Source organism: Sphingobium lactosutens DS20, assembly GCF_000445105.1.
In the GTDB taxonomy this organism is placed as follows: domain Bacteria; phylum Pseudomonadota; class Alphaproteobacteria; order Sphingomonadales; family Sphingomonadaceae; genus Sphingobium; species Sphingobium lactosutens.
In genome coordinates this window covers 24,660-46,245 of sequence record NZ_ATDP01000099.1, presented here as the reverse complement: position 1 = coordinate 46,245, position 21,586 = coordinate 24,660, and the positions used below count along the sequence as shown (strand labels likewise).

The window sequence follows — 21,586 nt, the reverse complement described above, 5'->3', positions numbered from 1 at the left end:
CGGGTTATCCAAGCGGTACACACAGGTTGTCGCGAGCAGGTCCACAAGGCAATGCACAGGAGCCCGGGAACCTCGGCGACGTGCTTGCGCGTTGAGGGACATACGGCCGCTAGGGTGGAGGACAAAGGGAAGCGCAGCCATGGACGTGACGGTTTTCAGCACCAAGGCATATGATCGGCGCTTTCTGGATGAGGCCAATGCGGCGAAAGGCGCGCCGCACCGCATGCGCTATCTCGATGTTCGCCTGACTGAGGAAAGCGCGCTGCTCGCAGCGGGGACCTCTGCCATATGCGCGTTCGTGAACGATGTGCTCGATCGCCCGGTCCTCACGCGGCTTGCTGCCGGCGGCACGAAAATGCTCGCCTTGCGTAGCGCTGGCTTCAATCATGTCGACCTTGCCGCCGCGAATGAGCTCGGCATCGCCGTCGGTAGGGTCCCGGCCTATTCGCCGGATGCGGTTGCAGAACACACCGTCGGACTTATCCTGACGCTCAATCGCAAGATCCACAGGGCCTATGCGCGGGTTCGCGAAGGGAATTTCGCACTCGAAGGCTTGCTTGGCTTCGATCTCAAGGGCCGCACCGCAGGCGTCGTCGGAGCGGGGAAGATCGGCACCGCGGTGGCGCGCATCCTTGCCGGCTTTGGCTGCCGCATCCTTGTTCACGATCCGGCGCCGACACCCGAGATTTGCGTGGCCGGCGCCGAGATCGTCGATCTGCAGACCCTGCTAGCCTCCTCCGACATCGTTACTCTTCATTGCCCGCTGACGCCGGAGACGCGCCATCTGATCGACGGCAATGCGCTGTCGCTGGTGAAGCGGGGCGTGATGCTCATCAACACCGGACGCGGCGCGCTTGTCGACACCCGGGCCTTGATCGAGGGGCTCAAGACCGGGGTGATCGGCTATCTCGGTCTTGATGTCTACGAGGAAGAAGGCGACCTCTTCTTCGAAAACCTGTCGGACGAGATCCTGCAGGACGACCTCTTTGCGCGGTTGCTCACCTTTCCGAACGTGCTGATCACCGGTCACCAGGCCTTTTTTACCGTCGAGGCGATGACCGCGATCGCGGCGACCACGATCGATAATCTTACCTGTTTCGAAAAGGACCAGCGGCCGCGCCACCCCGTGGTAGCGAGCGCCCGATCTTCTGCCGTCGGCGGTAGCGGGAACGGGTAGGGCCGCCGGTCGAACCGGTCATGCCGGCTGATCACAGTGGCCGCGGCGCGGCGGGTTCCCATGGCGCAATCAAGCGGGACGAGCGCCTGGCCAATGTCGATCCGCTTCGCGCCGGTGCTAAGATGTTTGCGCCCTCTTCGGCTCGGTCGCCTTGCAGGTGGCAAGAGCGGATGCCGGGCGTTGCCGTCTAGTTGTGCGGGGGAGGGCGGCGAGCTCGGCCGAGCATCAGGCCGGTTGCGGCACCTGTGGGTAGAGGCGGCGGATCTCCTCGGCCTGAGCGAGATCGTGACCCGGGTTAAGGACCGCGGCAGCGCCGGCTGCGACACCGAAGCGGAATGCGTCCGTGATCGACCAGCTGCAGCTCAGCGCGAAAACCATCGCCGCGAGGAAGCTGTCGCCCGCGCCCACGGCGCTCTTCGCGTCGACTTCCAGGGCAGGCAGAATCTGCGCGCCGTCAGGAGTCGCCAGGAGCGCGCCCTCATGTCCCATGGTCACTGCGACATATCTGGACTGGCCTGCGCGGACGATCGCCATGGCAGCTTCGCTCACGTCCTCGATCGCGGCGAGATCTTCGCCCACGAATTGCCGAAGTTCGCCGATGCTCGGCTTGATCAGGAACAAGCCGCCCTCCGCCAGGCCGCCTTTCAGGCCTGGACCCGAGCTGTCGAGTACCATCGGTATTCCGCGCGTCGCCATGATCGTGGCGACGCGGCCGTAGAAATCCTCCGGGACGCCAGGCGGCAAAGAGCCGCTCGCGACCAGGAAATCGCCCTTGGCCTGAGCGAGCTGTTCGAGGCAGGCCTGCCATTCGGCGGAGGTAAAGCTCGGACCCTGAGGAACGAACCGATACTCCTTGCCGGTTTCCCGCTCGAGAACGGCCGAGCTTACCCGCGTGTGACCCTGGATGGGAATGCGATTGCGTACGAGTTGATGCAGGTCGAGCAGGCCGTCGAGAGCAGGCCCTGTGGCGCCGCCTGAGGCATAGTAGCTCCGTGCGTTGCCTCCGAGCCGAACGAAGACCCGGGCAACGTTGATGCCGCCGCCACCGGGCGAATAAAACTCCGCCTCGGTCCGCATCTTGCGCGTATGATAGACCTGCCCCACTTCGTAAGCGACATCGATTGTGGGGTTGAGGGTGAGCGTCGAAACACTGGGCATGGATTACTCCGCTATTCAGGAGATCTAGGCTGGACAGGACGGTACGCGTGTTCAAGAAGCAAATCGGCCAATAGAGCAGAGGCTCCGTCCGCCAAGGCCGGCACATTTTCGCACCATCACGCCGCGCCGCTCCGCCCCATCCAGAGTATCTTCATCCTTTTTTCCGCGCCTGCTTCGATGCCGCGGAGACGTGGTCCTCACCCAATCGTTTCGAGCATGGGCTGCGCTGCGAGCAAGCGGCAGCTGTCGCGGTGCCAGTCTAGCGGGCTGCGCCTTTCGGTCTTTCCGGATGATTACGGATCGGCGCACGGCGCCGGGTCTGCGATACCAGGCGAAACGGAGGTTTGAGATGGCTATTCGCGACATACTTCTTCAGGCGAACAGTTACGCCGAAGTCACCCCGGTGGAAGCGATCGAGCGTGCACAAGCAGCCGCGGCGCTGATCGGAGCGAGGCTGTCGCTCGGCGTCTGCCGCGTGCACGTTCCTCCCGTATCGAACTGGCTGGCGAACAAATTGCTTCAGGCCGATCAGATCATTGCGGCGGAGAACCGCCGCAGCGAGGAGCAGGCGGACGCGCTGGTCCAGCAGTTTTCCGCAGTTGTCGACGAGTCGCGACGCGGCGAGGCCTTCGTCATCGACTGCCCCGGGCAGGTGACCCACTGGGCGCTTGCAAAAAAAGCGCGCGCTTTTGACCTGACCATCGTTCCGGTCCATGGCCATCCCGCGACGCCGGCCATGGCTGAGGGCCTGGCATTCGAGTCGGCAAGGCCGGTGCTGCTCCTTCCAGGGGAGGGGGCAGCTCTGAAGTTCGAGCGCATCATCGTGGGGTGGGATGGAAGCCGTGTGGCTGCTCGCGCCCTCGCCGATGCGCTGCCGCTTTGCCATCAGGCCAGCTCCGTCGCCCTTGTCACCGTGACTCAGGACAAGGACGTGGGCCGCGACACGCCGGTTGCCGACGCCTGCCGCTTTCTCGAGCGTCACGGAATCACGGCCGAAATGGTAGAGGTGCCCGCTGGCGGGCGGGATGCGGGCATTGCCTTGCAGGCCTACCGCGAAGAGATGAAGGGCGACCTGTTGGTCATGGGCGCCTTTGGCCACTCGCGCGCGCGGGAATTCGTGCTTGGCGGCGCGACACGGTCCGTTCTCGACCATCCCAGTTGCCCGGTCCTGCTGGCTCACTGATCGTTCACGCCGCATCGGCGCGGTTGGCCGGTTTAGGCTTCAGCGGAGTGTGGCCAGCAGCCGATCGACGTCGACAGTGGCGAAGCTGACGAAAGAGTCGGCGAGGCCATAGGGCAGCAGCAAGGTCCGCTCATGTAGGAGAGCCCCGCAGCTGTAGACCACGTTCGGGACGTAGCCGTCCCGATCCTTTGGGTCAGTGGTGATCAATGGGGACGTGGAGCGTCCCAGCACGAGGGCAGGATTTTGCTTGTCGAGAAGACAGGCGCCAAGGCTGTAGTTACGAACAGGCCCGACGCCATGGGTGATCACGAGCCAACCTTCGTCGAGTTCGATCGGCGACCCGCAATTGCCGAGCTGCACAAATTCCCACGGGAAGCAGGGCCGCAGGATGGTCGCTCCATCCGTCCAATTGTAGAGGTCATTGGACCGAAGCAGCCAGATGCTTTCGTGATCGAGGCGCGCGAGAGCGGCATAGTGCCCGGCAATGCGCCTCGGGAAAATCGCAATTCCTTTGGTGTCGGATACATCGGTGCGCAGCGCGCTCAATTCAAAGCTTTGAAAATCGGTGGTCCGCAGCAGTTCCTGGCGGACGGTCTCGCCCCCGGCTGCGGTATAGGTCCCCAGGTAGAAGCTGTAGCCATTCTCCTCCTCGAAGCGAGTAAGCCGCAGATCTTCAAGGCCATGCCTCTGACGGAAGGTCACGGGGAAAATAACCAGCGATGAGATGTCCGGGAAGCTTCCGCAGGTCAGGCGGACCCCGGGATCGTCAGCCTCTCCGCCCGGCAGCGGCTCGACCCGCGGCGGAGTCGAAATGGCGCTGACCGGATCGAGCTCCACATGCGAGCCGTCGAAATGTCCGGTCCGGAAAGTGATGGACGAGAGATGACCTTCTCCGACAGCGCGGAGCGAGAGCAGGAAGCGGGACGCTCCGGCGACCTTCGCCGCCTCGGGGTGCGGCACGATGCTCGGATTGAAAAGGGCGGCGGATTCGTACGAATATTCAGCGCTCATATAGGCGCCGATGAGGAGCATCTGATCCTTCGTCAGTCCGGGGGAGGGGATTGCAGGGGGGCAGACAAGGTCGTTGCACCGCCGCAGCAGCACCTGCTCAACGTCGCCGTGACGCCCGGCAAGACTGGCGAGGATGCGCTCAAGCTCGGAGCGGCATGTCTGTGCGTCAAGTGCGACGATCCGCTCGATGATGCGGCCGATCCTGGATCGCAGCGCAGGATCGGGCACGGTCGGATCGTCGCCCGGGACGAACGGCCGAATGACGACCCGCGAGGGATCTGCGCGCAAGGTGGGCCCGAGTTCGCGGACAAGGCTGTGGTTGATCAACTCGAATCCCCGCTTCGATGAAGACCAAGCCTGGCCTGCTGCGGATGCAGGCGGAGGACGGCAGGTCTGGAGTGCTGCAGGCCGTAACGCGCGATCGGCAATTCCGCTTCCCCGGGTCTCGCATCTCTACGCTGCAAGTTGTACCCTGCTGCAACGCAACAACGACTCGAGATTGCGAGAAGGCGATGGCTGACGACGGTTTGATGGCTACGGACTTCTGGAACACCTTCGTGGAAACCCAGCTTGCGGCTGCTGCACCAAGCATATCGATCGTATCGGAACTCGTTTCCAGTGCCCAGGGAGCGGCAGGGCAGTTCGTACAGCAATGTCAGCGCGACGCGTTGAGGTTGGCGTCGCGGCGTCTCGAAGCAGACATGACGCTGGTGGGCGAACTGGGCACCGCGCAGTCACCCGGAGATATTGTTGCCGCCTGGACGGATTTCCTCAGCCAAGCGGCCTTCGACTATTCAGGGGCGATCGGCAGGATAATGAAGCTCGAAATCGACGAAGCCGCCCTGGTCACAAATGCGGTCACCGGAGACGACCTTCGCGACATCGGTCTCTCCGCGCAGCTGGTCGCCTGACGTACGCAGAGGAGCAGCGCTCTCGCGTTACCTACCGGATAGCGCACCCGTCTGCAGCCGAGTTCAAGTGTTGGTCATGAAGGGATCAGGGCGGCGATAGCGCCTTTGCGTCAGCGCGATCGCACAAAGGCCTCCGCCGGCAACCGCGAAACTCAAGCCGAGCGTCGCCGAGAATAGCCTCACAAATTCCGGTGCTTCGCCAAAGACGGCGATCACCAGCATGGCAAACGGCGCGCCAGCCAGGAGCAACAACCCCAAGGCGAGATCGACGAAACCGCGCAGGAGAAGCCATATCCAGTTCGCCATGGGCGTAAGGCGCGACTGAAACGCGACGTCGATCGACAGCAAGGCGCGGAGGAGGAACCAGATCATGACGAACGGCGCCAGCGGGTAGAGGCCATGCCACGGTCCGCCCACGAAGAGGGCGCCGAGCACGAGCGTGAGAGCGCCCGACCCGAAGGTGATCCGTCCCACCCAGCTGTGGCGTCCGGTCCATGAGAGCAGAAGCTCGGATAGGCCACCGGCGAGCAACAGCCAGCCGACAAGCTTTGGGAGTGCATCGACGTGCAGGAGCGGCAGAGCGAAAGCTCCGGCGGCGAGCAGGAGCTTGAACAGGCCGCATCCCAAGGTCAGCTGCCATGGGGCGACGTGGAAGGGCCGATGCATCGCTTTCAGCACTCGCCCGTGCAAGCCTCAAGCGCGTCCTGGTCGAGAATGACGATTGCCCGGCGCGAGGGTGTCGTGATGATGCCGTCGTCGCGCAGACGCGTGATCTGCCGGCTGACCGTCTCGATCGTGAGGCCGAGCAGATCGGCCATGTCCTGGCGGCTGAGAGGCAGTTCGAAGCGAAGCGGTCCATCGCTCTTGTCGCTGGAGTGGCGCTTGGCGATGTGCAGAAGGAAAATCGCGACGCGCTCGCCGGCGCTCTTGCGCGCCAGCATCATCATCCATTGTCTGGCCCTGTCGAGATCGGTCAGGGTCCTTTCCAGTAGACCGTGCTCCAGGGGCTGGTGATCTTGCGCGAAAGTGTCGAACGCCGAGCGCGAGAAGGTGCAGACACGCGAGTCGGTGAGGGCGATGACGGAATGCATGCTCGTCGCGCCGAACGGACGACCGATAAAATCGCTGGGCAGCACGATACCGAGCGTCTGGTCGCGGCCATCGGCGCTCGAGACCGACAATTTGAGCGCGCCTTCGAGCACGTTGCCGACAAGGAGCGACTCGTCGCCCTGCCATACAAGCGCCTGCCCCTTCTTGACGATTTGATGCCGCCCCAGCCGATTGAGCTCTTCCAGGCTTTCCTCGGGCAAGGAATGGCAGATCGCCTTGTCGCGAACAGCGCATTGCGTACAGGCGTTCATGGTCTCTCCGCGCGTTGGTCGGTGGGTGCACGGTTCCTATCCGCGGCCCCGGGGCGGAGACATTAGTAGTTTACCTAAGGGAGGATCGGGTCACACGGCCGAGCTGAACCTCCTGCTGTCAGGTTGGCGGTAGGCGTCGAAAGTTGCCGCGATAGTGCGTGCATAAGGGAGCGCGGAAGGGGCGATGGAGAGCGTGTCGCCCTCCCAGCACACCAGGCCGCGGTCGAGGAACGGCGCGAGGCGATCGTGAGCGGGCAAGAGGAGATCAGCCGGCACACTCGCTTTCCCTTGGCAGAGCAGCTGCTCGATGACCCCGCTGCGAAGACGATCGTCAGCATTCCGGCGGATGCCTCGATTGCCGGTTAGGCGCTGCTGCGAAAGCATCATGCGATAGCGGCCTGCGTTCTTTTCGTTTTGGATGAGGAGGTCGGGGAAGCTGCTTATGGCAGACGCGCCAAGACCAAGCACCACAGGAGCGTCATCGTCGGTGAACCCCTGAAAATTGCGCGACAGCCGGCTTTCGCGCGTCGCTTGCGCCAGGCTGTCGTGCGGCAGCGCGAAATGATCGAAGCCCACAGCCTCATAGCCGCTCCTCGTGAGCAGCTCATGTCCCTGCGAGGCCATTCGAAACCGCACCGCCTGATCGGGCAGCGCGTCCGCATCGATCCGCCGTTGACGGGCGATCAGGTGCGGGACGTGCGCATAACCGAACAGCGCTATCCGATCGGCACCTAGTTCGACCGCTTTGGCGAGAGAGTCCGCGAGATCCTTCTCGGATTGTCCGGGCAAGCCGTACATGAGGTCATAGTTGAGGGAAGTAACGCCCGCCTCGCGCAGCATCGATGTGCACCGCTCGATGTCCTGCAGCGGCTGAACCCGCCCGATCGCCTCCTGGAGGCGCGGATCGAAAGTCTGCACGCCCAGGCTCGCATTGCTGATCCGCGTGCCCGCGATCGCCTGCGCCCACGCAGAGGTCAAAGTGCGTGGGTCCAGTTCGATCGAGACGACGGGCTTCTCGAGCCGAAAACTGTCCGTGAGCGAGAGGAACAGGCGAACGAAATCGGTGGCCGTGATCGCATTGGGGCTGCCGCCGCCGAAGGACAGGCGGCGGACCGTTGCGGTCTTCGGCAGCATTCGGCCGACCAGCGCGATTTCGCTATGCAAAGCCTCCAGATAGCTGGCCAGCCGCTGCCGGCGATTTGCACGGCCCGTGTTGCACCCGCAATACCAGCATATCGTTTCGCAGAAGGGGATATGGACGTAAAGCGAGACATCGCCGTCTGTTCTCGAAAGGGCAGAGGCGAAATCCTGTTCCCCCACATCGTTGCCGAACTCGGCTGCTGTGGGATAGCTCGTATAGCGCGGGACCGGGGTCGCCAGCAGGTCTGGATGGTAAGGCCACATGGTGCGATCTTGCTGCGCCAAGCAGCCTGTTTCATTGAGGAGCATCAAAAATCTGGCCAATTGCCCGTGACTTTCAGTTTTCGTGGCAGGGCAGCTCTCGAGCGTTGGTCTCAAGGAAGCCGCTGCTTATCGCGATCTTAGTCGTTCGGCCGCAAAGGCGCCGGGAAGTGCCGCAAGGACAATCTTTTTGGATTTGACAGAATATTGATTTGAAACAAAGTTCGGCGTCGAAGGCGCCGCTATCGGATCGCTCGAACCTTGTGGAGACGACCAGCGAGACGACATGGTCGCCCGGTTCCGGCATGCTTGTCGAGCATGCCTTGAAGCAAGCGGGAGAGGGGCCTTGGCAGTCAGCTGCGGCGCGAACGATCACGCGCGCCGTATGTCCAAGGGTCGATCATGTGCCAGTTTGCCTCTCTGAAGCCATCCGCAACATCAGTGTCGCGCTTTCTGCCTATCCTCAGAGCGTGGGAACAGGACTGCCGGCCGAGCCGTATCAGCTTCTTTGCTGTCGACGCGGAGCGTAGCCGGCAGCCAACAGCAAGGGGTTAGTGATCATGAGCCTGCCCATCGGAATGTGGGGGATGATCATCGGCGTGCTCGGGATCATCGCCATCGCAAGCGGAGCCTGGCTGCTCTTGCGCGCGCGCGACGTGGCCCGACTGACGGACACGCCGAACAACGAGGTCGCGCCGGGACGCAAGCGGAGGCCATCGGCCAGCCGCACCAAGGTGCGGATCGTGCTCGCCATCAACGTGCTCGCCACGATCGGGGCGCTCACGATCTTCGCGCTGGTCGCTTCGCGCACCATCGGCTCCAACGAAACTCAAAACGATCCCTACGCGGCACGGCCCTGACGTAGAAGCAAAGGACGGCGAGAATGGACGAACTACTCTTCAAGGTCGGGGGCTGGTTGTTGCTGGCCATATTGGCGCTCTTCGCCTGCGCGCTCGCCCTTGATTCGGGCTTTTCGCTCCACATGGCGATCGCCTCCGCCACGGCCCTGCTGATCGCGTGGATCACGATGTACAAGGCCGACTTCCAGGTCTTGTCAGGCTTCAAGCCGGCGACAATGCCGGATGTGACCCGGTACGACGACGATCTCATCCGGCTCGGCGTCATTGCGACGCTGTTCTGGGGCGTCGTCGGCTTCCTGGTCGGCGTGGTGATCGCGACGCAGATGGTCGTCCCGACCCTGAACCTCGAGCCCTGGTTCAGCTTCGGGCGCATGCGGCCGCTTCATACGTCCGCCGTCATCTTCGCCTTCGGCGGCAATGCGCTCATCGCGACGAGCTTCTACGTCGTCCAGCGCACCTGCCGCGCGCGCCTCGCTTTCCCGGCGCTCGCGCGCTTCGTGTTCTGGGGCTACCAGTTCTTCATCGTCCTGGCCGCGACGGGCTACTTGATGGGCGTCACCGCCAGCCGCGAATATGCCGAGCCCGAATGGTATGTGGATCTGTGGCTCACGATCGTCTGGGTCGCCTATCTCGTCGTTTTCGTCGGCACGCTGCTGCGCCGGACCGAGCCGCACATCTACGTCGCCAACTGGTTCTATCTGAGCTTCATCATCACGATCGCGATGCTGCACATCGTGAACAACCTCGCGGTGCCGGCAAGCCTCTTCGGCTCTAAGAGCTACTCGGCCTTCGCCGGCGTGCAGGATGCGCTCACGCAGTGGTGGTACGGCCATAACGCGGTGGGCTTCTTCCTTACCGCCGGCTTCCTGGCGATGATGTACTACTTCGTGCCCAAGCAGGCGGAGCGGCCGATCTACAGCTACCGTCTGTCGATCATTCACTTCTGGTCGCTGATCTTCCTCTACATCTGGGCGGGACCGCATCACCTCCATTACACGGCGCTGCCCGACTGGGCGCAGACGCTGGGCATGGTCTTCTCGGTCGTGCTGTGGATGCCGAGCTGGGGCGGCATGATCAACGGCCTGATGACTTTGAACGGCGCCTGGGACAAGATTCGCACCGACCCGATCATCCGCATGATGGTCTTCGCACTCGCCTTCTACGGCATGGCGACCTTCGAAGGCCCGATGCTGTCTATCAAGGCGGTCAACTCGCTGTCGCACTACACCGAGTGGACCATTGGCCATGTGCATTCGGGCGCACTTGGCTGGAACGGGATGATTACCTTCGCCGCGCTTTACTATCTCGTTCCGCGGCTCTGGGGACGCGAGCGACTCTATTCGCTACGCATGGTGAACTGGCACTTCTGGCTCGCGACGCTGGGGCTGGTGCTCTATGCGGCCGCGCTCTGGGTCGCCGGCATCACGCAGGGCCTGATGGCGCGGGAGTATGGCTCGGACGGCTACCTCGTCTACGCGTTCGCCGAGATCGTGGCGGCCATGAAGCCCTACTATGCGATCCGCGTGCTTGGCGGCCTGCTCTATCTCCTGGGTGCGCTGATCATGGTCTACAACGTGTGGATGACGATCCTGGGCCGGCTTCGCAAGGAAGCGCCCATGTCGAGCGCCGCCTACAATCCCGAAGCCGACCGGCCGATCGTGCCGGCCGCGACCCCGGCTGAATGAAGGGAAACGTCTGATGTCATCGCAGCTCGCCACCCAGCACAAGAAGCTGGAGCGCAACGTCACTCTTCTCAGCGTCTTCGCCTTCATAGCGGTGGCCATCGGCGGCATCGTCGAGATCGCGCCGCTGTTCTGGATCGACTCCACCGTCGAGAAAGTGGAGGGCATGCGGCCCTACACCCCGCTCGAGCAAGCGGGGCGCGACATCTATGTGCGCGAAGGGTGCTACACCTGCCACAGCCAGATGATCCGACCCTTCCGCGACGAAGTGGAGCGTTACGGCCACTACAGCCTCGCCGCTGAGTCCATGTACGATCACCCCTTCCAGTGGGGCTCGAAGCGTACCGGACCCGACCTGGCGCGGGTGGGCGGGCGCTATTCGGACGAATGGCACGTGCAGCACCTGAAGGATCCGCGATCGGTGGTGCCGGAATCGATCATGCCCTCCTATGCCTTCCTGGCGGACACCGAACTCGACCTCAAGGGGATCGACGGAAAGATAGGCGCGCTGCGCAAGGTCGGCGTTCCCTATACCAAGGCAATGATCGACAGCGCCGAAGCAGACGCCAAGCTGCAAGCTTCGTCGGACGGCGACGCGGCCGATCTCGCCAAGCGCTATCCCAAGTCGCAGGTGCGCGACTTCGATGGCGATCCGTCGAGGCTCACCGAAATGGATGCGGTCGTCGCCTACCTGCAGATGCTCGGCACGCTGGTCGACACCAATGCCGCCGCGGCGCAGGAGCGGCGCCGATGACCTACGACGCGCTGCGTCACTTTGCCGACAGCTGGGGCCTGGTGCTCATGGCGATCATGTTCGCGGCTTTTGTCGGCTGGACTTTTCGGAAGGGCGCGCGCTCCCGGCAGGACCGCGCCGCCCGTTCGATCCTGGAGGAAGATGATGGCTGACAAGCGGATCGACGAGGCGACGGGGACGCCCACGGTCGGGCACGAATGGGATGGGATCGAGGAACTCGACACGCCCATGCCGCGCTGGTGGCTGTGGACCCTCTATGCGACAATCATCTGGGGCATAGCCTATACGGTGCTCTATCCCGCTTGGCCGCTGGTCAATTCGGCGACGAAGGGCGTGCTCGGCTGGTCGAGCCGCGAGCAATTGGCCGGCGAAGAGGAGGCGGAGCGCCTGCGCAAGGAGCCCATGCAACTTGCGCTCGCCCGCATCCCGATCGAGCGGCTCAACGAGGATTCGCGGCTGATGCAGGCGGCGGTCGAAGGCGGCCGCGCGGCGTTCAAGGTGCATTGCGTCCAGTGCCACGGCTCTGGCGCCGCCGGTAGCAAGGGTTATCCGAACCTCAACGACGACGACTGGCTCTGGGGCGGGGACATCAAGCAGATCCACACGACCCTCGTCCATGGTATTCGCCAGCCCGGTCACGCCGAGACGCGCATGTCCCAGATGCCCGCGTTCGGGCGCGATGGTATCCTTACCTCCGAGCAGGTGGAGGACGTGGTCAGCCACGTTCGCGTCATCTCCCGTCAGGAGAAGCCGAGCGCAGCCTCCCAGCGCGGCGCGAAGCTGTTCGCCGACAATTGTGCAGTGTGCCACGGCGCGCAGGGCCAGGGCGATCGCAAGTTGGGCGCACCCAATCTCGCCGATTCCATCTGGCTGTTCGGCGGTGACCGGGAGGCGCTCGCGCAAACGGTCAACAACTCTCGCTATGGCGTCATGCCGGCTTGGGGCGCGCGCCTCGATCCGGTCACGGTGAAGATGCTGGCGGCTTACGTACACTCGCTGGGGGGCGGCGAGGATTTCATCCCCGAGCCCGCGCCAAGCGCCGCTGCATCCGCGGCGCCGCAAGCGGCTCCCTCCCAGGCGGCCAAGAGCAATGTCCAGCCCAGATGATCTGACCGGCTCCAAGCAGCAGCTGTTCGAGAAGCGGCAGAAGGTCTTTCCCAAGGCGATCGACGGGCCGTTCCGCCGCTTCAAGTGGCTGGTCATGGCAGTGACGTTGACGATCTACTACGTCACGCCGTGGCTGCGCTGGGATCGCGGGCCCTATGCACCTGACCAGGCGGTGCTTGTCGATATCGCCAACCGTCGCTTCTACATGTTCTCGATCGAGATCTGGCCGCACGAGTTCTATTATGTCGCCGGCCTGCTCATCATGGCCGGCATCGGCCTGTTTCTCGTGACCTCGGCGGTCGGCCGGGCATGGTGCGGTTATGCCTGTCCGCAGACGGTCTGGACCGACCTCTTCCAGCATGTCGAGCGCGCGATCGAGGGCGATCGCAATGCCCAGCTGCGCCTGGAGAAGGCCCCGTGGGGGCCTTCGAAGATCGCCAAGCGCGTGACCAAACACGCGATCTGGCTGCTCATCGCCGTGGCGACTGGCGGCGCCTGGATCTTCTACTTCGCCGATGCGCCGACGCTCGCTCGCCAGCTTTGGGCGCTCGACGCGCCTTATCAGGCCTGGTTCACGATCGGGCTGCTCACCGCCACGACCTACATACTTGGCGGGCTGATGCGCGAGCAGTTCTGCATCTATGGTTGCCCCTGGCCGCGCATCCAGGGTGCGATGCTCGACGAGAAATCGCTGATGGTCACTTACAAGGCCTGGCGGGGCGAGCCTCGGACTCACGGCATCAAACGGGCGGGCCCCGCAGTGCACCAGCCCGATGGCGAGCTCGGCGCCCAGGCGCAGTACGGCTTACCCTCGCTTGTGGCGCTGGCGTCTGCTCCCGAAAACAATCCGCGTGTCATCGGCGACTGCATCGATTGCAACAACTGCGTAGCGGTGTGTCCCACCGGCATCGACATACGCAACGGTCCGCAGATCGGCTGTATCACCTGCGGTTTGTGCATCGACGCCTGTGACGACATCATGGAGCGGATCGGTAGGCCCAAGAAGCTGATCGGCTATTCGACGGTCGCCGACGAGCTGCTCGCAGGCAATGGCAAGACGCCGGAGCCGCCGCTCAAGCGGCTGTTCCGTCCGCGCACGCTCATCTACTTCCTGATCTGGGGCTCGATCGGCCTGGCGATGCTATTCGCGCTCGGATCGCGCACGCGGCTTGACCTCAGCGTCCGTATGGAGCGTAACCCGATCTGGGTGCAGCTGTCGGATGGCATGGTGCGCAATGCCTACACCATCAACGTGCGCAACATGGAAGCGCGGCCGCGCTCGGTCACTTTGTCGATCGAGGGCCTGCCCGATGCGCAGATCTGGACCGATGCGCAGGCGCGCGGTGGCGCCGGTCAGGCCGTGGAGATCGCGATCGGCCCCGACCAGGCCCGCAAGACGCGGGTCTATGTCGCGGCGCCCGAACGCCAGCAGCGTGATTTCGCGTTCGTCATTCGAGCCAACGACGGTCAAGGAGCAACGGATCGCGAGAGCACCGTGTTCGAGGGGCCGGAGAGCGAACGATGAGGCGCGAGTTCACCGGACGCCACATGCTCTTCATCATGCTGGGCATGTTCGGGACGATCATCGCCGTCAATCTGGTGATGGCGCGGTTCGCCGTCACGACGTTCGGCGGCACGGTCGTCGAGAATTCCTACGTCGCCAGCCAGGCGTACAATCGCTGGCTGGCCGAGGCGCGGGCACAGGACGACCTCGGCTGGACGCTCGATCTGGTTCTGATCCCAGGACGGATTGTCGAGGCCAAGACAACGCCGCGGGAAGGCACGCTGGCCGGCGTAGCCGAGCATCCGCTCGGCCGGGCTCCCGACCAACCGCTGACGTTCAGGAGATCCCCGCAGGGCTTGTGGCGATCGACAACCCCGCTGCCGCCGGGACGCTGGCGCGTACGCCTCGAACTGCGGAACGGTGGACAGTCGGCGCGTTTCGTCAAGGACGTGCCGGCGTGAGCGCCGTCACCAGCACGTTCAGCGTCCCGGGGCTGCACTGCGCCGGCTGCATCGCCAAGCTCGAAGGCGGACTGGCGCGGACGGACGGCGTGATCAGCGCCAGGGTCAACTTCACCAAGCGCCGGGTCGCTATCGCCCATACGGACAAGCTTGGCGATGATCACCTGAGGGAAATCATCGGCAGGATCGGTTTTCCGGCGGAGCGCCTCCTCGGCGAGGAGGAGACGCGCAGCGCGCCGGAAAGCCGTGAACTCGGCATCGCGCTCGGCGTCGCCGGCTTTGCGGCAATGAATATCATGTTGCTGTCCGTCAGCGTCTGGTCCGGGGCGCAGGGCGCGACGCGCGACCTGTTTCACTGGCTCTCGGCGCTGATCGCGCTTCCTACCGTGGCCTATGCGGGCCGACCCTTCTTCCGCAGCGCCTGGGGCGCTCTTCGTCACGGCCGCACCAACATGGACGTGCCGATCAGCATCGGCGTGACCATGGCCTGCGCCGCCAGCTTGTACGAGACGATCAATAGCGGTCCGCACGCCTATTTCGACGGCGCGGTGATGCTGCTGTTCTTCCTGCTTGCCGGTCGCTTCCTCGACAGCGTGATGCGGGTACGCGCCGAAGACGGCGTCGCCGCGCTGCAGCGCCAGCGCGCGCCGCGGGGCCTGGTCGTCGGCAAGGACGGCGTTGCCGAATGGCGCAACGCCGAAGAGATCGCCCCGGGCATGACTCTGCTCGTGGCGGCGGGTGAAACCTTCGCAGCCGACGGCGTGATCGTCAGCGGGGCGTCGAGCATCGACCGGCAACTGGTCACGGGCGAAAGCGCGCCGGAGAATGTCGGCATCGGCGACGCCGTCCTTGCCGGCACGATCAATCTCGCCGCGCCGCTGACGGTAAAAGTCAGCGCCGCGGGCGAGGGGACGGCGATCGCCGGCATCGCCCGCCTCATGGAAGCCGCGAGTGGAGCGAAGTCGCGGTACGTGCGGCTCGCCGACCGGGCTGCGCGCTATTATGCTCCCGCCGTGCACGTCCTTGCCGCGCTCTCGCTGGTCGGATGGCTGATCGCCGGCGCCGGATTGCACCAGGCGGTGCTGATTGCGGTGGCCGTGCTCATCATAACCTGTCCGTGCGCGCTTGGCCTCGCCGTCCCGGTCGCCCAGGTCGTCGCGGCCGGTTCGCTCATGCGCCGCGGCGTGCTGATCCGCGACGGCGCTGGCCTGGAGCGTCTTGCTGAAGCGAATGTCGCGCTTTTCGATAAGACCGGAACATTGACGCTCGGCCGGCCGAGACTGATCGATGACGGGAATTTGTCACCGGACGAAAGGCCAGTGGCCTTGGCGCTTGCGCAGAGAAGCCGCCATCCGCTCGCCAGGGCATTGGCGACAGCACTGGAGGGTATCGAGGCTGCCGACATCAGCGATGTCGAGGAAGCCCCGGGTCTTGGCGTCGCCGCGATTTGGAAGGGGCAGCGTGCCTTCCTCGGCCGCATCGACGATGCCGGACCTGAAGGCGGCGAGGCTCCCGGAAACCACGCGCTCACCACCGGGTTCAGGCTGGGAGGTGGGCCGGCCCGCCTGCTGCGCTTCGAAGATGCCCTGCGCCCCGATGCCGACGCCGCGATCGCCCGCCTCGATGCGCTGCATATGCAGCCTACCATCGTTTCCGGCGACCGCGAGCGCCGTGTCGCGCGGCTCGCTGTCAAGCTTGGCATGCGCGGGCAGGGCGATCTCGATCCGCAAGGAAAGCTTGAGGTGATCGCACGCCTCAGCGCGCAAGGTCACCGGGTCCTGATGGTCGGCGACGGCCTCAACGACGGCCCGGCGCTCAATGCCGCGCACGTTTCCATGGCGCCGTCTTCGGCAAGCGATGTCGGGCAAAGCGCCGCCGACCTCGTGTTTCTGGGCGACTCTCTCTCGGCGGTGCCGGCATCCGTCGCTGCCGCAAGGCGCACGATGCGCGTCGTGAAGCAGAACTTCGCCATGGCGATCGGCTATAATGTGCTGGCCGTGCCGCTGGCCGTTGCCGGCATGGTGACGCCGCTGGTCGCCGCTCTTGCCATGTCACTCTCGTCCATCATCGTCGTCGGCAATTCGCTGCGTCTTCGGGACGCCGCGCGGTGACCGGGCTTACGATCCTCATACCGGCAGCGCTGTTTCTCGGTCTGCTCGGCCTTGCCGCCTTCTACTGGTCGATGCGGAACGGCCAATATGACGATCTCGACGGCGCCGCCGAGCGCATCCTGCTCGATGAAGGCGACGAACTATCGCAAGATCAGGCGCCAGCCCACCGCCGCGAACACGACCGCTGAGCCGCCCAGCGGCGCAAGCGGCACAAGTCAGCCGCCTTCGGTCAGCTCAGCTTTCGCGCATAAGACGCTTGCGGCACCGATCGGCGTGACACGCTGTCAGGCAGCAGGATTGCCTGTCGCTGGGATCCGGCTTCCGGTCCACCGGGATCGGAACGGTTCGCGCAGAGCCGTCGCTTGCACAGAGCTGGACCCAGAGCAGAGTTTGCGACGACGGCATGCCGCTGAGTGATCCGGGAAGGATCGCCGCTATCCCGACGAGCGCCGTCAGCTTCATTTAAATCTCTTCCGTCGCCGGGCATACAGCACTGTCATTGTTACTTTCCACGTAAAACGAAAGGTTGTGCGGCGTATATACGGCGGCGGCCGAGCAGGGAATTTGATGACGAGCAATCTTCCGCCGGTTCACGCCGCCTGCGCGGAATATTGAGCCGGGTCAAGGCGCGCGGTTTTCTGCCTCGATAGGGTATTGTCGTCGCCGCAATAATCCTTGTTCGCGCGGGGCGAACGCTGCGGCGGCGGATGAGGGAAGATGAAGAACCTAACGCTAACGGCCGCCACCATTGCCGCGATCGCCATGTCCACGCCGGCTCTCGCGGGGGACGCCGCGGGACGCTGGCAGGTCAAGGTCATGGGCACCGCCGTCTTGCCGGACGGCAAGATCGACAAGGTCCTGGTCGATCCGGGCCTGCCGGCGGGAACCGACACCAGGGCCGACGACAATTACGTGCCTACCGCTGCGATCGAGTATTTCTTTTCACCAAATGTCTCGGTCGAAACGATCTGCTGCCTCACCCAGCACGACGTCGACGTCGCTACCGGGCCACTCACCGGCGGCCAGCTCGTCGCGGATCGCAAGATCATACCGGCCACGCTCACGGTGAAACTGCACATGCCCCTGGCGAGCGGGATCAAGCCCTACGTCGGGGCGGGCCCGGCCTATTTCATCTTCTTCGACGAAAAGCCAGGTGCGGCAGCCCGCTCGCTGCTTGGCGCCACGAAGCTCGCCTTCAACGACAAGCTCGGCGTGGCCGTCCAGGCGGGCGTCGACGTAGCGCTCGGCAATTCCGGGTTCGGCTTGAGCCTCGACGCCAAGCGGTACTGGGTTCGGCCGACCGCCCACTGGTCCAACGCCTCGGGCGCCGAGGTGTTGGCGACGCGCCACAAGCTCGACCCCTGGGTGCTGAGCGCCGGGGTGGCCTACCGGTTCTAAGAGGCTGACGAAGGAAGCCCCGCCCCGGCGGGGCTTCCTTTCGTATGCGGCTGGAGCAACATCCCGAACGGGGGGTGGACTCGGCCTTACCGCCAATGGGGCGAAGCGCTTTACCCCGCTCCTCCAAGGCGAGGGCGGGATCGACATCGAGCCCCAAGCAAGGTCCGAGGCATTTTCCAAGGACCTGGCTGATGCAAGCAGCGGACGGCGCGAGAACTACTGAATTGGCGTGAACAGACAAAGCGCGGCGGAACTCTCTTCCGCCGCGCCTCTCAGCACCAGTTCGCGGCGGTCAGGCGACCTCCACTTCCTTCGCGCGCTTTTCCGCGTGAGCCTTGAACATTTCCATGACGTCACCCGACGTCACCGGCCGGGTTTCGGTTCCTACCACCGAAACCCGACGTCACCGGCCGGGTTTCGGTGGTAGGAACCGAGCCTCCCGAGCTCTTTGGCGCGGTGTCGACCTGCTTGGCCGCCGCGCGTGCATGGCAGGCGCCGACCGTCATGTCCTCACGGCGGTTATGTTCGAACAGGGCGTCGTGGCGTAGCCAGCGGATGGCGTTCAGGTGCGTGACCTTGTCGATCTGCTCGGCGCTGAGGTTCTTCACCTGCTCCCAAAGGAGTTCGGCCGCATCTGGCCAGAGCGCATCCGAATGGGGATAGTCGACCTCGTAGGTGACATTGTCCTCGCCGACTTCCGCCAAATTCTTCAGGCCATAGGGATCCCATAGGAAGCAGTGCGCGAAGTGACGCTTCATCAGCTCGCTGGGCTTGATGTCCTGGAAGCGCGAGCGCGTCCAGGCCTTGTGGCGCCAGTTGGAGAAATCGGCGCGCTCCATCAGGTAAGGCACCCAGCCTATCGATCCTTCGGAGACGATGATGCGCATGTCCGGATATTGATGCAGTTCCTCGAGCTGGAGCCAGTCCGCGACGCCCTGCGCGACGGAAAGCGGCATCGTGCTGATCCAGGCCTCGATCGGCGTTTCCATCGAAGCGTGAGGCGCCGGGTTGCCGCTACCGATATGGAGCGCGATGGTCATGTCGTTGTCCATCAGCGCCTTGAACATCGGATTCCAATAGTCGTTGTGGATGCTGGGCAGACCTTGAACCGTGGGGTTCTCGTTCATCGAGACGACGCGGAAACCCTTCTTGGCGCACCGATGGATTTCGGCGACCGTCGCATCCATGTCCCAGGTGGGCATGATGGCAAGCGGGATGAAGCGGCCGGGATAGGCCATGCACCATTCGTCGTAATGCCAGTCGTTGTAGGCCTGCATGTGGCGCAGCGAGAGCGCTTTGTCCGGCGCCTTATGAAAAGTCTGGCCGTCAAAGCCGATCGAGTTGCCGAAGCACATCGAGGCGGCGACGCCGTTCACGTCCATGTCGTCGATGCGCTTGTGCACGTCCCAGCAGCCATCGCGGAGCTGATCGAGAGAGGTCGGCTCCATCCCGTATTCCTCGAACGGGCGGCCGACGACGGCGTTAAGCCCGACCGAGGGGCGGATATAGCCCTGATACTGCCAGAAGTTCTTTCCCTGGGCGTCTGTCTTGAGCTTTGGCGCCGAGGCGAGAAGCTCGCCCGAAAGCTGATTGTCGAACAGCGTCGGGGGCTCGCAGATGTGATCGTCAGTGCTGATGACCACCATATCATTCATGTGCATGGCAATTCTCCGTTGCATCGATGCAGGGCACCCGGGCGGGGAGAGTTCTCCGCCGTCAATCCGCTCTGCCAGCGACAAGTGCGCTGCCCCGGTTAGTCCGTCTTTGCAGGCCAGCGACATTGATCGAGGTCAACTTGTCGCCGGCGCCATGCCCGCCATCGCTCTGGCGAACCGCAGCAGAAATTGCGCTCGATCAAAGCCCGGCGATCGCAAGACATGTGACTGCAGCAACGCCGCATGTCGCGACGACTTCGAGGGAGCTGGATATGGGTGAAGTGGGCAGGATCGCCGCGGCCGAAGAGCGCGCATCGAAGGCGGTGCGGATTCCCGTCGAAGCCTATGTCTCTGAAGACTATGCGCGCGCCGAGCGCGACCGGCTCTGGCGAAAGGTCTGGCTGCAGGCGGGCCGCGTCGAAGACATTCCCGAGATCGGCAACTTCCTTACCTACGACATCCTCGAGGATTCAGTTCTCATCGTCCGCACTGGGCCCGATACGATCAAGGCTTACTGGAACGTCTGCTCCCATCGCGGCCGCCGCCTCGTCGACACGCCTGCCGGGCAGCGCAATGCGCGCGGAAGGAAGATGAACTTCGTCTGCGGCTTCCATGCCTGGACATTCGATCTTGAAGGACAGTGCACTTTTATTCAGGCGCAGCATGAATGGGGCGGCGCGCTCCGAGAGGAGGATACCCGCCTGGGCCCGGTGAGATGCGACACCTGGGGCGGCTTCATCTGGGTCAATCTCGATCCTGATTGCGAGCCGCTGCGCGATTATCTCGAACCCGCCGCGACGATGCTCGATCCCTTCGAGCTGCAGAACATGCGGCCGCGTTGGCGCTTCTGGACGGTATTCGACTGCAACTGGAAGGTGGCGCTCGAGGCCTTCAACGAGACCTACCATGTGCCCGGCACCCATCCGGAGTTCATGGCGTTCGGCGACTTCACCGGTTGGGGCCGGCCGCAAGGCAAGCACAGCCACATCGGGTACGACACCGGCGAGGGGCCGAAGGAGAATGCCTCCAAGCTTCGGCTGGGGGCGGGCGACCCGCGAACAACGACCGCCGAGATGCAGAAATACACATGGGAAGGGGTGAACACCAACACGACGCAGACGTTGGTCGACGTCGCGCAGACATTGCCCGACGTGCTGCCCGAGGGCACGCCGGCGGGCGAGGTGCTCAAATATTGGCTGGATACCGCGCGGGCCATCGATGCGGAGCGCGGCGTCGTCTGGCCGGAGGTCGACCCCGCCCACGTCGCCGCGAGCGGCACGAGCTGGCAGATCTTTCCCAACCAGCAGATCGGCCATGCCGTGAACAACATGCTCTGCTACCAGGCGCGGCCCTACGGCTTCGATCCCGGCAAGTGCTACTTCGAGGTCGCAGTCTACGAACTCTACCCGGATGGGCAGGCACCCGAGACCGAATGGACATTCGCCGAGCCGGAGAACTTCCCGCACGTGCTCCAGCAGGATTTTTCCAACATGGCTTCGGTGCAGCAGGGCATGAAGAATCTCGGCTATCGGGGAAACATCCCCAATCCGAAGGCGGAGGGCGCCGTCATCAGCCTGCACCGCAATCTTGCCCGCTACATGGGCACGGGTCGTCCCGAGCCGATTGCTCGGCGGAAGGTGCCATGAACTTGCAGACTGCTTGCGCTCCATAGCACGTCAGCGGTCCACTGTCGGTCTGCACAGAGGCGGAGCGGTCAAGGCGATGCTTGCCACGGTCGGTGACCGACCGGCGTCCAGTGGCGTTCCAGCTGCCCTGATTGGCAATATGCCTGCATGCCGCTCTTAACGCAGAGTGGACTGAGCTGAAGCTGCCGTTCGCGGTCGGAACCTGC

At 64.0% G+C, this 21,586-nt stretch carries 20 protein-coding genes; 14 read left to right on the top strand and 6 right to left on the bottom strand.

Annotation, left to right across the window (positions count from 1 at the left end):
* Positions 1–139 precede the first annotated feature (139 nt).
* Positions 140–1,177 carry a 2-hydroxyacid dehydrogenase gene (locus tag RLDS_RS45970; RefSeq protein WP_021227188.1) on the top strand — a complete coding sequence of 346 codons (1,038 nt, stop codon included), beginning with the start codon at positions 140–142 and terminating at the stop codon, positions 1,175–1,177.
* Between the two features lie 225 nt (positions 1,178–1,402).
* On the opposite strand, the gene RLDS_RS45965 is transcribed toward RLDS_RS45970, so the two are convergent.
* Positions 1,403–2,335, bottom strand: coding sequence for a 1-phosphofructokinase family hexose kinase (locus RLDS_RS45965; RefSeq protein WP_021227187.1), 933 nt, complete (start codon positions 2,333–2,335; stop codon positions 1,403–1,405).
* 349 nt (positions 2,336–2,684) lie between these two features.
* On the opposite strand from RLDS_RS45965, the gene RLDS_RS45960 reads away from it, so the two are divergent.
* Positions 2,685–3,518 carry a universal stress protein gene (locus tag RLDS_RS45960; protein ID WP_021227186.1) on the top strand — a complete coding sequence of 278 codons (834 nt, stop codon included), beginning with the start codon at positions 2,685–2,687 and terminating at the stop codon, positions 3,516–3,518.
* Positions 3,519–3,557: 39 nt separating this feature from the next.
* Here RLDS_RS45960 and RLDS_RS45955 read toward each other — a convergent pair whose 3' ends face one another.
* Positions 3,558–4,550, bottom strand: coding sequence for a glycoside hydrolase family 130 protein (locus RLDS_RS45955; protein WP_330217103.1), 993 nt, complete (start codon positions 4,548–4,550; stop codon positions 3,558–3,560).
* Positions 4,551–4,873: 323 nt separating this feature from the next.
* Between RLDS_RS45955 and RLDS_RS45950 the strand changes: the two genes are divergently transcribed.
* Positions 4,874–5,440: a hypothetical protein gene (locus RLDS_RS45950; RefSeq protein WP_021227184.1), complete on the top strand. Its 567-nt coding sequence runs from the start codon at positions 4,874–4,876 to the stop codon at positions 5,438–5,440.
* Between the two features lie 63 nt (positions 5,441–5,503).
* Here RLDS_RS45950 and RLDS_RS45945 read toward each other — a convergent pair whose 3' ends face one another.
* The 3 genes from RLDS_RS45945 to hemN form a co-directional block, all read right to left on the bottom strand.
* On the bottom strand, positions 5,504–6,106 hold the full coding sequence (locus tag RLDS_RS45945; protein WP_236616881.1) for a DUF308 domain-containing protein: 603 nt from the start codon (positions 6,104–6,106) through the stop codon (positions 5,504–5,506).
* A gap of 5 nt (positions 6,107–6,111) precedes the next feature.
* A complete protein-coding gene (locus RLDS_RS45940) occupies positions 6,112–6,801 on the bottom strand; it encodes a Crp/Fnr family transcriptional regulator (protein ID WP_021227182.1) in 690 nt (229 codons plus the stop codon).
* 90 nt (positions 6,802–6,891) lie between these two features.
* On the bottom strand, positions 6,892–8,205 hold the full coding sequence (gene hemN / locus RLDS_RS45935) for an oxygen-independent coproporphyrinogen III oxidase (protein WP_031298598.1): 1,314 nt from the start codon (positions 8,203–8,205) through the stop codon (positions 6,892–6,894).
* A gap of 557 nt (positions 8,206–8,762) precedes the next feature.
* Between hemN and RLDS_RS45930 the strand changes: the two genes are divergently transcribed.
* From RLDS_RS45930 to RLDS_RS45885, 10 genes are all read left to right on the top strand, one after another.
* Positions 8,763–9,062, top strand: a complete 300-nt coding sequence (locus RLDS_RS45930) for a hypothetical protein (RefSeq protein ID WP_021227180.1) — start codon at positions 8,763–8,765, stop codon at positions 9,060–9,062.
* Between the two features lie 23 nt (positions 9,063–9,085).
* Positions 9,086–10,747: a cytochrome-c oxidase, cbb3-type subunit I gene (ccoN, locus tag RLDS_RS45925; protein ID WP_021227179.1), complete on the top strand. Its 1,662-nt coding sequence runs from the start codon at positions 9,086–9,088 to the stop codon at positions 10,745–10,747.
* A gap of 13 nt (positions 10,748–10,760) precedes the next feature.
* A complete protein-coding gene (gene ccoO / locus RLDS_RS45920; RefSeq protein ID WP_020820402.1) occupies positions 10,761–11,498 on the top strand; it encodes a cytochrome-c oxidase, cbb3-type subunit II in 738 nt (245 codons plus the stop codon).
* Entirely contained in the window at positions 11,495–11,650 is a 156-nt protein-coding gene (locus RLDS_RS45915; protein WP_021227178.1) for a cbb3-type cytochrome c oxidase subunit 3, read from the top strand. Before ccoO ends, RLDS_RS45915 begins: the two co-directional genes overlap by 4 nt.
* Positions 11,643–12,605 (top strand): cytochrome-c oxidase, cbb3-type subunit III, encoded by a 963-nt coding sequence (ccoP, locus tag RLDS_RS45910; protein ID WP_021227177.1) that lies wholly within the window; start codon positions 11,643–11,645, stop codon positions 12,603–12,605. Before RLDS_RS45915 ends, ccoP begins: the two co-directional genes overlap by 8 nt.
* Positions 12,589–14,130: a 4Fe-4S dicluster domain-containing protein gene (locus tag RLDS_RS45905; RefSeq protein WP_021227176.1), complete on the top strand. Its 1,542-nt coding sequence runs from the start codon at positions 12,589–12,591 to the stop codon at positions 14,128–14,130. Before ccoP ends, RLDS_RS45905 begins: the two co-directional genes overlap by 17 nt.
* The gene (locus RLDS_RS45900; protein WP_021227175.1) at positions 14,127–14,570 is read left to right on the top strand and encodes a FixH family protein; all 444 of its coding nucleotides are present in this window, start codon (positions 14,127–14,129) and stop codon (positions 14,568–14,570) included. Before RLDS_RS45905 ends, RLDS_RS45900 begins: the two co-directional genes overlap by 4 nt.
* Positions 14,567–16,681, top strand: a complete 2,115-nt coding sequence (locus RLDS_RS45895; RefSeq protein ID WP_021227174.1) for a heavy metal translocating P-type ATPase — start codon at positions 14,567–14,569, stop codon at positions 16,679–16,681. The genes RLDS_RS45900 and RLDS_RS45895 overlap by 4 nt, the downstream gene beginning before the upstream one ends.
* Positions 16,678–16,869, top strand: a complete 192-nt coding sequence (ccoS, locus tag RLDS_RS45890; RefSeq protein WP_021227173.1) for a cbb3-type cytochrome oxidase assembly protein CcoS — start codon at positions 16,678–16,680, stop codon at positions 16,867–16,869. The genes RLDS_RS45895 and ccoS overlap by 4 nt, the downstream gene beginning before the upstream one ends.
* A gap of 529 nt (positions 16,870–17,398) precedes the next feature.
* Positions 17,399–18,079, top strand: a complete 681-nt coding sequence (locus RLDS_RS45885; protein WP_021227172.1) for an OmpW/AlkL family protein — start codon at positions 17,399–17,401, stop codon at positions 18,077–18,079.
* A gap of 353 nt (positions 18,080–18,432) precedes the next feature.
* On the opposite strand, the gene RLDS_RS45880 is transcribed toward RLDS_RS45885, so the two are convergent.
* A complete protein-coding gene (locus RLDS_RS45880; RefSeq protein ID WP_236616880.1) occupies positions 18,433–19,818 on the bottom strand; it encodes an amidohydrolase family protein in 1,386 nt (461 codons plus the stop codon).
* Between the two features lie 188 nt (positions 19,819–20,006).
* Between RLDS_RS45880 and RLDS_RS45875 the strand changes: the two genes are divergently transcribed.
* Entirely contained in the window at positions 20,007–21,380 is a 1,374-nt protein-coding gene (locus tag RLDS_RS45875; protein ID WP_021227170.1) for an aromatic ring-hydroxylating oxygenase subunit alpha, read from the top strand.
* Positions 21,381–21,586 lie beyond the last annotated feature (206 nt).

Excerpts from the sequence above, each read along its gene's own strand:
- RLDS_RS45970 (WP_021227188.1), top strand. The coding sequence starts at position 140 with ATGGACGTGACGGTTTTCAGCACCAAGGCATATGATCGGCGCTTTCTG.
- RLDS_RS45965 (WP_021227187.1), bottom strand. The coding sequence starts at position 2,335 with ATGCCCAGTGTTTCGACGCTCACCCTCAACCCCACAATCGATGTCGCT.
- RLDS_RS45960 (WP_021227186.1), top strand. The coding sequence starts at position 2,685 with ATGGCTATTCGCGACATACTTCTTCAGGCGAACAGTTACGCCGAAGTC.
- RLDS_RS45955 (WP_330217103.1), bottom strand. The coding sequence starts at position 4,550 with ATGCTCCTCATCGGCGCCTATATGAGCGCTGAATATTCGTACGAATCC.
- RLDS_RS45950 (WP_021227184.1), top strand. The coding sequence starts at position 4,874 with ATGAAGACCAAGCCTGGCCTGCTGCGGATGCAGGCGGAGGACGGCAGG.
- RLDS_RS45945 (WP_236616881.1), bottom strand. The coding sequence starts at position 6,106 with ATGCATCGGCCCTTCCACGTCGCCCCATGGCAGCTGACCTTGGGATGC.
- RLDS_RS45940 (WP_021227182.1), bottom strand. The coding sequence starts at position 6,801 with ATGAACGCCTGTACGCAATGCGCTGTTCGCGACAAGGCGATCTGCCAT.
- hemN (WP_031298598.1), bottom strand. The coding sequence starts at position 8,205 with ATGTGGCCTTACCATCCAGACCTGCTGGCGACCCCGGTCCCGCGCTAT.
- RLDS_RS45930 (WP_021227180.1), top strand. The coding sequence starts at position 8,763 with ATGAGCCTGCCCATCGGAATGTGGGGGATGATCATCGGCGTGCTCGGG.
- ccoN (WP_021227179.1), top strand. The coding sequence starts at position 9,086 with ATGGACGAACTACTCTTCAAGGTCGGGGGCTGGTTGTTGCTGGCCATA.
- ccoO (WP_020820402.1), top strand. The coding sequence starts at position 10,761 with ATGTCATCGCAGCTCGCCACCCAGCACAAGAAGCTGGAGCGCAACGTC.
- RLDS_RS45915 (WP_021227178.1), top strand. The coding sequence starts at position 11,495 with ATGACCTACGACGCGCTGCGTCACTTTGCCGACAGCTGGGGCCTGGTG.
- ccoP (WP_021227177.1), top strand. The coding sequence starts at position 11,643 with ATGGCTGACAAGCGGATCGACGAGGCGACGGGGACGCCCACGGTCGGG.
- RLDS_RS45905 (WP_021227176.1), top strand. The coding sequence starts at position 12,589 with ATGTCCAGCCCAGATGATCTGACCGGCTCCAAGCAGCAGCTGTTCGAG.
- RLDS_RS45900 (WP_021227175.1), top strand. The coding sequence starts at position 14,127 with ATGAGGCGCGAGTTCACCGGACGCCACATGCTCTTCATCATGCTGGGC.
- RLDS_RS45885 (WP_021227172.1), top strand. The coding sequence starts at position 17,399 with ATGAAGAACCTAACGCTAACGGCCGCCACCATTGCCGCGATCGCCATG.
- RLDS_RS45875 (WP_021227170.1), top strand. The coding sequence starts at position 20,007 with ATGGGTGAAGTGGGCAGGATCGCCGCGGCCGAAGAGCGCGCATCGAAG.